This is a genomic window from Pseudomonas sp. 3B-A001-10F, assembly GCF_056313565.1.
This window is the reverse complement of record NZ_JBQYFW010000057.1, coordinates 1-13,502: the sequence shown is the minus strand read 5'-3', so window position 1 is coordinate 13,502 and position 13,502 is coordinate 1. Positions and strand designations below refer to the sequence as shown.

11 protein-coding genes are annotated in these 13,502 nt (G+C 61.1%); 6 read left to right on the top strand and 5 right to left on the bottom strand.

Annotated features, from left to right (window positions below):
* Nucleotides 1-68: 68 nt before the first annotated feature.
* Entirely contained in the window at nt 69-929 is an 861-nt protein-coding gene (locus AC0ZWN_RS28320; RefSeq protein WP_476337640.1) for a LysR substrate-binding domain-containing protein, read from the bottom strand.
* A 112-nt stretch (nt 930-1,041) separates the two neighbouring features.
* Here AC0ZWN_RS28320 and AC0ZWN_RS28315 point away from each other — a divergent pair, with 112 nt between their 5' ends.
* The 3 genes from AC0ZWN_RS28315 to AC0ZWN_RS28305 all read left to right on the top strand — a co-directional run bounded on the left by AC0ZWN_RS28315 (nt 1,042) and on the right by AC0ZWN_RS28305 (nt 3,864).
* The gene (locus AC0ZWN_RS28315) at nt 1,042-2,151 is read left to right on the top strand and encodes a 2-aminoethylphosphonate--pyruvate transaminase (protein WP_095113724.1); all 1,110 of its coding nucleotides are present in this window, start codon (nt 1,042-1,044) and stop codon (nt 2,149-2,151) included.
* Nucleotides 2,152-2,296: 145 nt separating this feature from the next.
* Nucleotides 2,297-3,124, top strand: a complete 828-nt coding sequence (phnX, locus tag AC0ZWN_RS28310) for a phosphonoacetaldehyde hydrolase (protein WP_095113725.1) — start codon at nt 2,297-2,299, stop codon at nt 3,122-3,124.
* A 191-nt stretch (nt 3,125-3,315) separates the two neighbouring features.
* Nucleotides 3,316-3,864 carry a cytochrome b gene (locus AC0ZWN_RS28305; RefSeq protein WP_007917296.1) on the top strand — a complete coding sequence of 183 codons (549 nt, stop codon included), beginning with the start codon at nt 3,316-3,318 and terminating at the stop codon, nt 3,862-3,864.
* 3 nt (nt 3,865-3,867) lie between these two features.
* Here the strand turns inward: AC0ZWN_RS28305 and AC0ZWN_RS28300 are convergent, their stop codons facing one another.
* Together AC0ZWN_RS28300 and AC0ZWN_RS28295 are read right to left on the bottom strand one after the other, a co-directional pair.
* A complete protein-coding gene (locus tag AC0ZWN_RS28300) occupies nt 3,868-4,794 on the bottom strand; it encodes a 1-aminocyclopropane-1-carboxylate deaminase/D-cysteine desulfhydrase (protein WP_476337638.1) in 927 nt (308 codons plus the stop codon).
* A 154-nt stretch (nt 4,795-4,948) separates the two neighbouring features.
* Nucleotides 4,949-6,988: a 2,4-dienoyl-CoA reductase FMN-binding domain-containing protein gene (locus AC0ZWN_RS28295; RefSeq protein WP_476337636.1), complete on the bottom strand. Its 2,040-nt coding sequence runs from the start codon at nt 6,986-6,988 to the stop codon at nt 4,949-4,951.
* A 208-nt stretch (nt 6,989-7,196) separates the two neighbouring features.
* Between AC0ZWN_RS28295 and AC0ZWN_RS28290 the strand changes: the two genes are divergently transcribed.
* Both AC0ZWN_RS28290 and AC0ZWN_RS28285 read left to right on the top strand, forming a co-directional pair.
* The gene (locus AC0ZWN_RS28290) at nt 7,197-8,327 is read left to right on the top strand and encodes a carbon-nitrogen hydrolase family protein (protein WP_476337634.1); all 1,131 of its coding nucleotides are present in this window, start codon (nt 7,197-7,199) and stop codon (nt 8,325-8,327) included.
* Nucleotides 8,328-8,330: 3 nt separating this feature from the next.
* A complete protein-coding gene (locus AC0ZWN_RS28285) occupies nt 8,331-9,371 on the top strand; it encodes an AraC family transcriptional regulator (RefSeq protein WP_476337633.1) in 1,041 nt (346 codons plus the stop codon).
* 417 nt (nt 9,372-9,788) lie between these two features.
* Here AC0ZWN_RS28285 and AC0ZWN_RS28280 read toward each other — a convergent pair whose 3' ends face one another.
* Both AC0ZWN_RS28280 and AC0ZWN_RS28275 read right to left on the bottom strand, forming a co-directional pair.
* Complete coding sequence (locus AC0ZWN_RS28280) at nt 9,789-10,631, bottom strand: DUF2242 domain-containing protein (protein ID WP_476337631.1); 843 nt, start codon at nt 10,629-10,631, stop codon at nt 9,789-9,791.
* A 92-nt stretch (nt 10,632-10,723) separates the two neighbouring features.
* Nucleotides 10,724-11,623, bottom strand: a complete 900-nt coding sequence (locus AC0ZWN_RS28275; protein ID WP_476337629.1) for a LysR family transcriptional regulator — start codon at nt 11,621-11,623, stop codon at nt 10,724-10,726.
* A 118-nt stretch (nt 11,624-11,741) separates the two neighbouring features.
* Here AC0ZWN_RS28275 and AC0ZWN_RS28270 point away from each other — a divergent pair, with 118 nt between their 5' ends.
* A complete protein-coding gene (locus AC0ZWN_RS28270; RefSeq protein ID WP_476337628.1) occupies nt 11,742-12,947 on the top strand; it encodes an MFS transporter in 1,206 nt (401 codons plus the stop codon).
* The last annotated feature ends 555 nt before the right edge of the window (nt 12,948-13,502 follow it).

The window sequence follows — 13,502 nt, the reverse complement described above, 5'->3', positions numbered from 1 at the left end:
CCCCCCCCCGGGGAACCGCATACAAACTGTGGGCCCGCGCTTGCTCGCGACGGGAGCGACTCGGTGTATCAGGCCGGCGCCAGACCAAAGAACGCCTGAATCAGGCGCAACTCCCGCCGCCGCTCCATGCAGCCGATCATGTGCCGATTGACCAGCCCTGCCCCGGCAATCGGAATCGCCATCACCCGCGGGTCATGGCTGACTTCCACCGATGACACCACGCCAACGCCCAACTCGGCCGCCACCGCTTCAGTCACCGCCTCACGGCTGTCCAGTTCCAGCAACACGCGCGGATGGATCGACGCCTGCGCACAGGCGTCATCAAATGTACGACGGGTGATCGAACTCGGCTCACGGAGCACCATGATCACCTGATCCAGTTCCTTGAGTTTCATTTCCCCGGCGCGCATCGCCCACGGGTGCCCTGCCGGCACCAACGCGCAAATCCGTGATTCGCTCAATGCCTGCAGGTGCAGGCCTTTGCGCGGCTCCACTTCGGTCAACACCGCCACATCGGCGTGTTCCGACAACAATGCAGCGAGGGTTTCCTGGGCATTGCCCAAGCGCAGGTTCACCGTAATTCCCGGATACCGCGCGCGCAGGCTCGCCAACATTGGCATGACCATATGCGGCCCGTCCGCCGCCACTTCCAGTCGCCCGGTGAGTAATTGCCGGTTGGCCTCGAGCATCGTCTGCGCCTCTTCCGCCAGGCCGAACATCGCGCGGGTAATCGCCGCGAGTTTGGTGCCCTCCTCGGTCAGTTCCACCCGTCGCGCGGTGCGCCGCAACAGGGTGATCTGGTAGTGCTCCTCCAGCGCCTTGATGTGCCCGGTAACCGCCGGCTGACTGATGAACAAGCGCGCGGCGGCACGGGTGAAGCTGCCTTCACGGGCCACGGCGTCGAAGGCGCGGAGCTGGAACAGGTTCATGAATAACTCTCACTGATGGCTGGCATAACAACAAACAATTTGATTGATGCAACGGCGAATTGCAACGTATGCCCCGTAGCTTCATCCCACAGCGCTATCCGAGGACACACGAATGAGTATTGCCGAACCCATCCTGCTCACTCCCGGCCCGTTGACCACTTCGGCCCGCACCCGCCAGGCGATGATGGTCGACTGGGGGTCATGGGATGACCGCTTCAATCAACTGACCGCCAGCCTTTGCGAACAATTGCTGGCGATCCTCAACGGCGCCGCCACTCACCACTGTGTGCCATTGCAGGGCAGCGGCACCTTCGCCGTCGAAGCAGCGATCGGCACATTGGTGCCGCGTGACGGCAAAGTCCTGGTGCTGATCAACGGCGCCTACGGCAAGCGTCTGGCGAAGATCTGCGAAGTGCTCGGCCGCTCGTTCAGCACCTTTGAAACCGCTGAAGATGAGCCGACCACCGCCGCTGACGTCGATCGCCTGTTGCGCGCCGATAGCAACATTACCCACGTTGCGCTGATCCACTGCGAAACCAGCACCGGCATTCTCAACCCGCTGGCGGAGATTGCCCAGGTCGTCGCGCAACACGGCAAACGCCTGATCATCGACGCCATGAGCTCCTTCGGCGCACTGCCGGTGGATGCGCAGCAAGTGCCGTTCGACGCACTGATCGCCGCGTCCGGCAAATGCCTGGAAGGCGTGCCGGGAATGGGCTTCGTGTTTGCTCGCAAAGAGTCACTGGCCGCTGCCGCCGGTAACTCGCATTCGCTGGCAATGGACCTGTACGACCAGCACGCTTACATGATGAAAACCGGGCAATGGCGCTTCACCCCGCCGACCCACGTGGTCGCGGCGCTGCACGAAGCGCTGCTGCAATACAACGAAGAAGGTGGCCTGCCGGCGCGGCATGCGCGCTATGCCGCCAACTGTCAGGCATTGATGGATGAGATGGGCAAACTCGGTTTGCGCAGCTTCCTGCCGGCGGCGATTCAGGCGCCGATCATTGCCACGTTCCATGCGCCGCAAGATCCGCGTTATCAGTTCAAGGATTTCTACGAGCGGGTCAAGGCCAAGGGTTACATCCTCTATCCGGGCAAATTGACCCAGGTCGAAACCTTCCGCGTCGGTTGCATCGGCCATGTCAGCCCGGACGAAATGCGCCAGGCCGTGGCGGCGGTCGGCGAAGTGCTGCGCGAGATGGAAGTCCTCGAAATCTGAGCCACACCACCAATCCCTTGTAGGAGTGAGCCTGCTCGCGATGAGGCCGTGTCAGTCGACGAAGCTGTTGAGTAATCAACCGCTATCGCGAGCAGGCTCATTCCTACAGTTTGAATTGCATTGCCAACTCAGGAATTTGATCAACATGAACTACATCAATCCAAACAAGCTGCAAGCCGCGATCCTCGACTGGGCCGGCACCGTGGTCGATTTCGGCTCGTTCGCACCCACGCAGATTTTCGTCGAAGCCTTCGCCGAGTTCGACGTGCAGGTCTCCATCGAAGAAGCCCGTGGCCCGATGGGCATGGGCAAGTGGGATCACATCCGCACCCTCTGCGATCAGCCGCAAGTGGCCGAGCGTTATCGCAAGGCATTCGGCCGCACGCCGACCGATGACGACGTCACCGCGATCTACAAGCGCTTCATGCCGCTGCAGATCGAGAAGATCGCCGAGCACTCGGCGCTGATTCCCGGCGCGCTGGAAACCATCGCCAACCTGCGTCAACAAGGGATCAAGATCGGTTCCTGCTCCGGTTATCCGAAGCAAGTGATGGACAAGGTCGTCGAACTGGCTGCCACCAACGGCTACGTCGCCGACCACGTGGTTGCCACCGACGAAGTGCCGAATGGTCGCCCATGGCCGGCACAGGCCCTGGCCAACGTCATCGCGCTGGGCATCGACGATGTCGCGGCGTGCGTGAAGATCGATGACACCGTGCCGGGCATTCTCGAAGGCCGCCGCGCCGGGATGTGGACCGTGGCACTGATCTGTTCGGGCAACGCGCTGGGTCTGGATTACGCCGGTTTCCGCGCCTTGGGCAGCGATGAACTGGCCAGCGAACGCAAGCGCATTCACGCGCTGTTCGAAGGCTCGCGCCCGCATTACATGATCGACACCATTACCGATTTGCCGGAAGTCATCGCCGACATCAACAAGCGTCTGGCCAACGGTGAAATGCCGCAATCGAGCTGATTCCTGCCGCTTGCTGCAAAGACAAACGCCAGTGTCTTGCCGACACTGGCGTTTTCTTATTGGCAAAGCCTCGATTCAGAGCATTGAAAGTCCGATCAGCCTCAGGCAAATCCGCCAAAGCGGATTACAGTTAAAGCATGCCGTCGGCCAAGAACGGCAGGTTTGAACCCTGATCTGTGAGGAAACACCGTATGCCGTGGACAAGTTCCGAATCCCGCTACAGCACCGTCTCGGTCCTGTTGCACTGGCTGATGCTGGTCCTGTTGGTGCTGGTGTACGCCAGCATGGAGTTGCGCGGTCTGTTTCCCAAAGGCAGTGGCGGGCGCACGCTGATCCGCGAAGTGCATTACATGCTCGGCCTGACCGTGTTTGTGCTGGTGTGGTTTCGCCTGCTCGCGCGCAGCATTGGTCCGGCGCCAAAAATCTTCCCCGCCTCACCGCAATGGCAAACCGTGCTGGCGCGGCTGATGCACTGGGCCTTGTACCTGTTCATGATCAGCATGCCGATTCTCGGCTGGCTGATCACCAGCGCCGAAGGGCATCAGGTGATGTTCTATGGTTTTGATCTGCCGCTGCTGGTCGCGGAGAACAAGGATTTCGCCAAACAGGTCGAGTACTGGCATGTGCTCATTGCCACGATCGGCTACTGGCTGATCGGCCTGCACGCGCTGGCGGGGATCTATCACCACTATGTGGTGCGCGATAACACCCTGCTGCGGATGATGCCCAAGCGCGGTTGAGCGTCAGGGGCTGGCGATAAACCCGCGCCGCCCCTGCAAACCTCCGGTATGAATGAAGATCAGCCGTGTGCCGGCTGCGAACCTGCCCGCCTCGACTTGCAGTTTGAGCGCCAGCAACGCCTTGCCGGTGTACAGCGGCTCCAGAGGAACGCCGCTGGCCTGTTCGGTTTGTTCGATGAACTCAAGCAACGCCGGATCAACCTTGGCGAAACCGCCTCGGCTGGCGTCGATCAGTTCATAGCGCCCGTTGCCCTGCCCTGCGGCTTGCAGGATCGACTCGACTTGCGGCGCCACGCCGTGATCGTCTGGCACAGCCAGTGCGCCATAGACCGGGTGGGCCCCTGCTTCGGCCAGCAGCAATCCCGCCAATGTCGTGCCGGTGCCGCAGGCCAGCCACCAAGCGTGAAAATCACTCCAGCCCAGCGTGTGCAATTGCGCTTGCACCTGCTGTTTGATGGCCGCACAACCGAGCGCCCCCGTTAAGCTGCCACCGCCCTCGGGCACCGCATACAACTGCGGATACTGCGCGCGCCAAGGCGCCCAGAATCCCGGTTCATTGCGTGCGCGATAGCCGCCATAACCCAACCAATGCAGTTGCATGCCGAAGGCTTGCAGATCCTGCACGGTCGGCGTTTCCTGCGCATGCCCGCGCAACAGCCCCACGGTTTTGAACCCCAGCCGTTTTCCCGCCGCCGCCAACGCATGCAGATGATTGGAGTGAGCCCCACCGAGACTGATGATGCCTTCGGCACCCACGCGATCAGCGGCCTTGAGGTGTTCGACGAGTTTGAACCATTTGTTGCCGCTGATCAGCGGGTCGATCTGGTCGAGGCGCAGGATGGCGACTTCAATGCCGGCGGTTGCGAGCCAGTCGAGTTGAAGCGGTTGTAGCGGGGCTTGGGGGAGCCAGTTGGAGGGAGGCAAAAGCATGGGCGGCGATTCGATCTGGACAGAGCCGGCATTCTAGTCGCTCACAAGCCGCCATCGCGAGCCTGCTCGCGAAAGCGGAGTGTCAGCCAATACATATGTCGACTGACACGACGCCTTCGCGAGCAGGCTCGCTCCCACAGGTTCAGCGCAGGGCTTAAAGTTCAGCAGCGAGGCGCGAGCCTTGGTTGATCGCGCGTTTGGCATCCAGCTCAGCCGCGACATCCGCACCGCCGATCAGGTGCACGTTCTGCCCCGCTTCCACCAGACCGTCATGCAATTCACGCAGCGGATCCTGCCCCGCGCAAATCACGATGTTGTCCACCGCCAGCACTTGCGGCTCGCCGGTTTCACCGATGCGGATATGCAGGCCTTGGTCATCGATGCTCAGGTATTCAACGCTGTTGAGCATTTGCACCTGCTTGTTCTTCAGACCGGTACGGTGAATCCAGCCAGTGGTTTTACCCAGACCATCACCGACCTTGGTTTTCTTGCGCTGCAACAGAAACACTTCGCGGGCCGGCGCGTGCGGTGCGGCTTTGATCCCGGCCACACCCCCACGGGCCTCCAGTTGCGTATCGATGCCCCACTCTTTCCAGAACGCGGCGCGATCCTGGCTGGTGGCCACGCCTTGGTGAACGAGGAATTCCGAGACGTCAAAACCGATACCGCCTGCGCCAATCACCGCCACGCGTTTACCCACCGGCTTGCGCTCAAGGATCACGTCCAGGTAGCTCAGCACCTTGGCATTCTCGACACCCGGAATTGCCGGCACGCGCGGTGCAATGCCAGTGGCGAGGATGATCTCGTCGTAACCGCCTTCCACCAGTTTCGCGACATCGACGCGGGTGTTCAGGCACACCTCGACATTCGTGGTCTGCAACTTGCGTTTGAAGTAACGCAGGGTTTCGAAGAACTCTTCCTTGCCCGGCACGCGTTTGGCAATGTTGAACTGGCCGCCAATTTCGCTGGCCGAATCGAACAGGGTCACTTGATGGCCACGCTCGGCAGCCACGGTCGCGGCGGACAAACCGGCAGGGCCGGCGCCAACCACAGCGATTTTCTTGATCTGCTGCACCGGCAGATAATTGAGTTCGGTTTCGTGGCAGGCACGCGGGTTGACCAGGCAACTGGTCAGCTTGCCGCCGAAGGTGTGATCGAGGCACGCCTGATTGCAACCGATGCAGGTGTTGATTTCGTCAGCGCGGCCTTCAGCGGCCTTGTTGACGAAGTCCGGATCGGCGAGGAACGGCCGCGCCATCGAGACCATATCGGCATCGCCTTCAGCCAGAATCTGCTCGGCGATTTCCGGGGTGTTGATGCGGTTGGTGGTGATCAGCGGAATCTTCACCGAACCGCGCAGCTTGGCCGTGACCTTGCTGAATGCCGCACGCGGCACTTTGGTGGCGATGGTCGGGATCCGCGCTTCGTGCCAGCCGATGCCGGTGTTGATGATGGTTGCGCCGGCCTGCTCGATGGCTTTGGCCAGGGTGACGATCTCGTCCCAGGTGCTGCCGCCCTCGACCAGGTCGAGCATCGACAGACGGAAAATGATGATGAAGTTCGGGCCGACCGCTTCACGCACGCGACGAACGATTTCCACCGGCAGGCGCATACGGTTTTCGTAGCAGCCGCCCCAGCGGTCGGTGCGGTGGTTGGTGTGCGCGGCGAGGAACTGGTTAATGAAATAACCTTCCGAGCCCATGATCTCGACGCCGTCGTATTCGGCGGTCTGCGCCAATACCGAACAGGTGACGAAATCGCTGATCTGCTTCTCGATGCCTTCCTCGTCCAGCTCTTTGGGCTTGAACGGGTTGATTGGTGCCTGAATCGCGCTCGGCGCGACTTGTTTCGGGCTGTAGGCATAACGCCCGGCGTGGAGGATCTGCATGCAGATCTTGCCGCCCGCGTCGTGTACCGCGCGGGTGACGATCCGGTGCTTGAGCGCTTCTTCCTCGGTGGTCAGCTTGGCCGCCCCGGAGTACACGCCGCCCTCGTCGTTCGGGCCGATACCACCGGTGACCATCAGGCCAACGCCGCCACGGGCACGTTCGGCGAAGTACGCCGCCATGCGCTCGAAACCGCCCGGTTTTTCTTCAAGGCCGGTGTGCATCGAACCCATCAAGGTGCGGTTGCGCAGCGTGGTGAATCCCAGATCCAGCGGGGCCAACAGGTGCGGGTAGTGAGCGGCGGTCATCGGTAACTCCACAACGAGCAATCACGGAAAAGTAGCGGGCGCTCTGCGGCTCCCGTCAGTCATGTTCGACAGACTAAGAGTCGCATCGCTGTCACTCAATGACCGTAACTGACAACTTATTGATCCAAATGCGCAGCACCCCTTGGCAATCAGGTCCATGGGCCCTACCCTAGTCGCCATACCCTGTACCCGGTAGCTGTTGGTTTTCATGCGCAAACTTTTGTACCTGTTTTTCTCCATGGCCCTCGTCGCCGCCCTGACCACCTACGCCATGTGGGCGGCGGACCGGCCGGCGGGCCATTACCTGTCGGACTTACGCATTAAAGTGGCGGTCGATCAGGGCATCCCCGCCGATCGTGGCAATCTGCTGGGCATCCAGCCTGAGCTGTTTCCCACCGATTATCAAAGCACCGAGCGCTTGCACCGCAAGCTCGCAGCCTATCTGCAGCAAGCCCAGGATCAAGGCCTGCTGAACGATAAAACCGTCGTGGTGCTGCCGGAGAACGTCGGCACCTGGCTGCTGCTCAGCGGCGAAAAAGACGAGCTGTATCAGGCCCCGACCCTCGCCGAGGCGATGAACTGGCTGGCGGCGAGCAATCCCTTGCTATTCGCCCGCGCCTGGCTCAGCGCCAACGGCAGCGACCGCCTCAACGACGCGTACCTGCGGATGAAAGCCAAGGCGATGGCCAAGGATTACCAGGCGCTGTTCGGTGGTCTGGCCAAAGAATTTCACGTGACCCTGGTGGCCGGCTCGATCGTGTTACCGGAACCCAGCGTTCGCGATGGCCAGCTCAAACCCGGTAGCGGTGCCCTGTTCAACAGCAGCGTGGTGTTCGGCCGCGATGGCGTGCCGCTGGGCCAGCCGCAACGGCAGATGCACCCGGTATTCGATCAGCGCGAAGTGCTCGAAAGCGCAGACAAACACGCGCTCAACGTGGTCGACACCCCGGCCGGACGCCTTGGCGTATTGATTGGCAGCGACAGTTGGTACCCCGACAATTACCGCAAACTCGACGAGCAAAACGCGCAATTGATCGCGGTACCGGCGCAGGTATTCGGTCAAGGTGCGTGGAATCAGCCATGGCGCGGTTACAAAGGTTCAAGCACACCGGGGTCGGTCAGCCTAAAACCCGGAGAAGTCACCGAAGGACAAGCCTGGCATCGACTGACACTGACCGCGCAACCACCGAGCAGTCGAGCGATTGCCGGCATCAGTGTGTTCCTGCGCGGGCAGTTCTGGGACAAGGCCAGTGCCGGTCAGAGTTTCCTCAGCAGCAACGGTCAGCAGTTCGCCGATGGCGATGACCGGGGCGCGCGTTTGTTGAACATCTGGTTGTAAGCCATGAAGCCCCTGCCGATGCGCCTCGGGGACCTGTCGGTGGGCTTTGTTCACAGCCTCGCCGATGCCGTGCGCAGTCATGGGGCGGATCCGCAGCCGTTGCTGGAGCAATATGGTCTGGACGCCGCGCGACTGGCCGAGGCCGGGGCGCGTTTGTCGATTCCGCGCTATATGCGCCTGGGCCACGCGGCGATTCAGTTGACTGGCGATTCGGCGCTGGGCCTGCGCATGGGCCAGCTCAGTCGCTTGAGTCAGGCCGGGCTGGCCGGCGTCACCGCTGCGCAAGCGCCGACCGTGCGAGAAGCCGCGCGCTGCCTGATCCGTTTCGAGGCGTTGTACGGTTCCAATTATCGCGGTCAGTCCAGTTTCCATGAAGATGCCCATGGCGCGTGGCTGCGTTTCTATTCGATCAGCCCGTACAACGCCTATAACCGTTTTGTCGTGGACTCGATCATTGCCGGATGGCTGCATCAGCTCTCCAGTGTCAGCCGCGAACCGCTGCGCGCCGAACGCATTGAAATCGAATTCGATGAGCCGGATTACCGCGAGGCGTACGACTTGCTGGGGGATTGCCCGATCCAGTTCGGTGCCGAGGGCAATCAACTGCGCCTGAGCCTGAACAGCCTCGCACAGCGCAATCCCGAGCATTGCCCGAGTACCTGGCGGCATCTGCTACAACTGTGTGAACGCGAGCTGGAGCAATTGACTCGCACCCGCAGCCTGCGCGAACGCATCACTCAACTGTTGGGGCCATTACTCAATGGTGGCCGGGAACCCGACCTGGAAGAAGTGGCGGCACGCCTGAAGCTGCCGACCTGGACGTTGCGGCGCAAACTGGCCGAGGAAGGCACGCAGTTTCGCGCAATCCTCAATGACACTCGCCGGGACCTGGCGATGACTTACATCCGCGATACCGAATTGGCATTCGGTGAAATCGCCTACCTGCTGGGTTTTGCTTCAGCCGAAGCGTTCCAGCGCGCCTTCAAACGCTGGAGCGGTCAGACGCCCGGCGAATTCCGCCGCAGTCACCGCAAAACGGCCTGAAAGCAGCTGCGAGCTATAAGCTGCAAGCTGCAGGTTAAAGCTCGGTGGCGTCTTCGGCTGGCTCGGGTTGGTCCAGTTCAAAGGCCTGGTATTCGAGCAGCTCTTCTTGATATTCATCCATCGTGTAATCCCCCTGCTGCTCTCTTGAATGGGCCTGAGCAAATGCCCAGTGCCTCGAGCTTAACGTGCTCGTATGAAGGAAAAGTGAAACCCGGCCTTCATGAATAAAACGTAGCAGGTGGTCAGGAATTTATCGCAGGATTTTTGTCAGGGGAATGTAACGAAATTTAAGGCAACCCAAAAACCACTGTGGGAGCGAGCTTGCTCGCGAAGGCGGCCAGTCAGTCACATGCGTGCTGAATGTTCCGACGCTTTCGCGAGCAAGCTCGCTCCCACAGGGGTTGCGGTGAGGCTGGATTATTGGCCGGACGCAGGCATCGCCGGAATCGGCTCGGATGGCGGGGGGATATCCGGGTTGGCCGGTGGCGTGATGGTTTCGGTCGCCGGTGCCGGTTCTGCACTCGGCGCAGGAGTGATCGGCGCGGCCTCTGCCGGTGGCGCAACCGGTTCAGACGTCACGGGTGCGGTCTCGGCAGGTGCGGGAGCGGGCTCCGCTGCAGGCGCAGGCGTTGGAGTCGGCGCTGGCGTTGGCGCCAGCGCTGCCGGAGCAGCCTTCGTCTCAGGTACACCCAGGTCAGCCTTCGGCTTCTCTTCAATGTGCGCAGCTTTCTTTGCTTCCGCCGGCAGGAACAATTCCACCAACGTAAAGAATCGCTCGTAAAACTTCTGCGACGTCACCGTCTCGCTGGCGACTTTGACCATCGAATCGTCGGACGAGCCGATCGGCATCGACACCGAGCCCAACACCCCCACGCCGAGGCTGGCCGAGTTGTTGGTCTTCTTCAGCGCATAACGATCCTGCAAGGCGTTGGCGAACATCGTCGCATGGTGCCCGACACTGCCGTCATCGGCGCAGACCACGTTGAAGCTGATCTCCATGTGGGTGTCGCCGGTTTGCTGGAAGCTCTTGTGGCCACTGACCAGTTTCGGGTCACTGCTGGTGATGATGTAGCCCTGGCTAAGCAATGCACGGCGCGCCGCTTCGCAACTGGCCGCGTCGGTCACCGGGTAATTGCGCGAAAACGTACCGGAGTCATCGAAGTTCTCATGCTCATACATCGGCTTGTCTTTCGAACAGCCGGCAACAGCGGTCAACAACAGCGCCAACCCGACAACACGCATGGGAGTGGAAATCAACATTGAACATCCTGAGAGAAAACAGTGCGGGGCGTATTGTGCAACAGATCACGCCCCGGCGGCGCATGGATTAGTGTCTTAAAGCAGTTACAACTCTACCGACCTTCAGTTGCGGGAAAAAGTCGCAATGCCAGATGATCGATGAACACGCGCAACTTTGCCGTGGCGTGGCGACTGGATGGCCATAGGACCCAGAACTGTCCGGTGTGTTCCAGATGCGCGTCGAGCACACGACGCAAGCACCCTTGCGCCTCGGCCTCGCGGGTCATGAAGTCCGGCAGACAGGCAATGCCCATACCGGCCAGCGCCGCGTGGCTTACCGCCTCAATCGACGTACTGACCAACCGCGTCGGCAACGTCGGCTCTGCGGCACCCTCCGCGCGAATCAGCGGCCAGGTTTCCAGTTTGCCGGTGGCATGAAACGTATGCCGAAGGCACGCGTGATCCGCCAGATCGGCGGGCGTCTGCGGCACACCGCGTTGCGTCAGATAAGCCGGACTGGCCACCAGCACCATGTGAAACTCGCCCAACGCTCGCGCCATCAGTCGCGAATCCCGTGGCTTGCCAGTGCGGATCACGGCGTCGAAACCTTCTTCAACCACGTCGACCATGCGATCGGTCAAATCCAGATCCAGCTCGATCTGCGGGTACAAGGCCATGAATTCAGTCATGACCGGCATCACCAAACCATGCACCTGCGGCAGGCTGATGCGCAACTTGCCATGGGGTTTCGCAGCAGCGTCACACAACTCGAACTCCGCCGCCTCGACCTCCGCGAGGATCTTGCGGCAACGTTCGAGAAACAGCGCACCTTCACTGGTCAGCGTGACGCTGCGCGTGGTGCGTTGAAACAGCCGCACGCCCAGTCGCGCTTCCAGCCGTGCAATGCTTTTGCCCACCGCCGACGATGACACCCCTTGCAGCCGGCCAGCCTCAGTAAAACTGCGCGTCTCGGCGACCTGAACGAACACCGAAATACTGCCCAGGCTATCCATACCACCCTCCCATTGCCGACATCCGTGTCCGATATGTTCGGAACCTTAACCCGTTTTTCGCCGATGTGCAGCGCTCTACCCTGTGTTCCTCGTCAACACTGCACAAGGATGCCGGCTCATGAACGATGCCCAACTCGGTTGCCCCACACTTGAACAACCCGTCGCTCGCCGCGAGCGATTACCCCTCGCCGCGCTCCTGGCACTGGCCACCGCCGGATTCATTACGGTCATGACCGAAGCTCTGCCCGCCGGCTTGTTGCCGCAGATGAGCAGCGGCCTGAATGTCTCCCAGGCACTGATCGGGCAATTGGTCACGCTGTACGCTTTCGGCTCGATACTGGCAGCCATCCCGCTGACGATCGCCACCCGCGGCTGGCGAAGAAAACCGCTGCTGCTGGCCGCTATCGCAGGTTTTGCCATCGCCAACAGCCTCACCGCCCTGTCGGAATGGTACTGGCTGACGCTGATCGCACGGTTTATTGCCGGCGTATTTGCCGGGTTGCTGTGGGCACTCCTGGCAGGTTACGCGAGCCGCATGGTCGCTCCGCACATGCAAGGCCGCGCCATAACGATAGCGATGCTCGGCGCGCCACTGGCGCTGTCGCTGGGAATCCCCGCAGGCACCCTGCTGGGCACCCTGGTCGGCTGGCGCCTGAGCTTCGCGATCATGACCGGACTGACCGTGGTGCTGGTGATCTGGGTGCACTGGCAAGTTCCGGACTTCGCCGGCGAACGCGTGGGAAACCGCATGCCGCTGCGTCAGGTGTTCACCTTGCCCGGCGTGCGATCCGTGTTGCTGGTCACGCTAACCTACGTCGTCGCGCACAACTTGCTGTACACCTACATCGCGCCGTTCCTGCAGCCATCCGGGCTTGATGCCAATGTCGACCGCGTGCTGCTGGCATTCGGCCTCGCTTCAGTGCTGAGCCTATGGATCGTCGGCAGCCTGATTGACCGTTGGCTGCGCGAACTGGTGTTGATCAGTGCCGGGCTGTTCATGCTGTCAGCGGTCGTGGTGGGCCTGTGGCGCGACTCGCCGATTGTCATTTACATCGCTACCGCAGTCTGGGGACTGGCGTTCGGCGCCATGCCATCGCTGCTGCAAACCGCATCTGCCAAAACCGCGAAAGAGGCTGCCGATACAGCGCAATCGATGCTGGTGACGCTATGGAATGTCGGGATTGCTGGCGGTGGTTTGGTCGGAGGGCTGTTACTGGGAAACCTTGGGGTGGGGGCATTTCCGTGGATCGTTGCCGGATTGCTGGTATTGACCTTGTCTGTGGCGGTCAACGCCCGAGACCAAGGTTTTCCAAAAGCTGGATGAGACCGAATGAGCTGTTGGGTTGAAGCCAGGCGGCTGGAAAAACGGTCGGCTGGAAGGCCGTCTTCGCGAGCAGGCTCGCTCCCACAATTGGATTGAGTAAATCCGCAAGAAACAGGTCGGCTGGCAGGTCGCCATCGCGAGCAAGCTCACTCCCACAGTTTGAATTCGTGCGCGGCCCACGCGGCAAAGCCGCCCCACTCCACAGGATGAGCGTTAGCTCGGCTGCAGCTTTTGATCTTGATCCACCGGTCCCGTCGGCAGGCTGAGTGGAGGGGTTTATCCGGGGTGGGAGCGCAGCGACCGTTTGGCGAAGCCAAACACATCGAGAGAAGGTGCAGCGAAGCAAACCGTAGGCGATGCCCCCCGGATGAATCCCGGAGCGAAGGAACCCCGAGCTTTAGCGAGCGGGCCGAACGTTGGGACAAGCCTTAATGAGATGGTCAGCCCGGTGAGATCCTCGGCGGGTCTAAACTTGCCGAGGCTCTCTTTTTACCGAAGGAGGATCTCTCATGAATACCATCACGCTTTTGGGTATCGACATCGGCAAACACACTT

Bases quoted from the DNA above. Each gene is read 5' to 3' on its own strand.
- AC0ZWN_RS28315 (WP_095113724.1), top strand. From the start codon at position 1,042: ATGAGTATTGCCGAACCCATCCTGCTCACTCCCGGCCCGTTGACCACT.
- AC0ZWN_RS28295 (WP_476337636.1), bottom strand. From the start codon at position 6,988: ATGACCGCCGCTCACTACCCGCACCTGTTGGCCCCGCTGGATCTGGGA.
- AC0ZWN_RS28300 (WP_476337638.1), bottom strand. From the start codon at position 4,794: ATGCTTTTGCCTCCCTCCAACTGGCTCCCCCAAGCCCCGCTACAACCG.
- AC0ZWN_RS28305 (WP_007917296.1), top strand. From the start codon at position 3,316: ATGCCGTGGACAAGTTCCGAATCCCGCTACAGCACCGTCTCGGTCCTG.
- AC0ZWN_RS28285 (WP_476337633.1), top strand. From the start codon at position 8,331: ATGAAGCCCCTGCCGATGCGCCTCGGGGACCTGTCGGTGGGCTTTGTT.
- AC0ZWN_RS28280 (WP_476337631.1), bottom strand. From the start codon at position 10,631: ATGTTGATTTCCACTCCCATGCGTGTTGTCGGGTTGGCGCTGTTGTTG.
- phnX (WP_095113725.1), top strand. From the start codon at position 2,297: ATGAACTACATCAATCCAAACAAGCTGCAAGCCGCGATCCTCGACTGG.
- AC0ZWN_RS28290 (WP_476337634.1), top strand. From the start codon at position 7,197: ATGCGCAAACTTTTGTACCTGTTTTTCTCCATGGCCCTCGTCGCCGCC.
- AC0ZWN_RS28275 (WP_476337629.1), bottom strand. From the start codon at position 11,623: ATGGATAGCCTGGGCAGTATTTCGGTGTTCGTTCAGGTCGCCGAGACG.
- AC0ZWN_RS28270 (WP_476337628.1), top strand. From the start codon at position 11,742: ATGAACGATGCCCAACTCGGTTGCCCCACACTTGAACAACCCGTCGCT.
- AC0ZWN_RS28320 (WP_476337640.1), bottom strand. From the start codon at position 929: ATGAACCTGTTCCAGCTCCGCGCCTTCGACGCCGTGGCCCGTGAAGGC.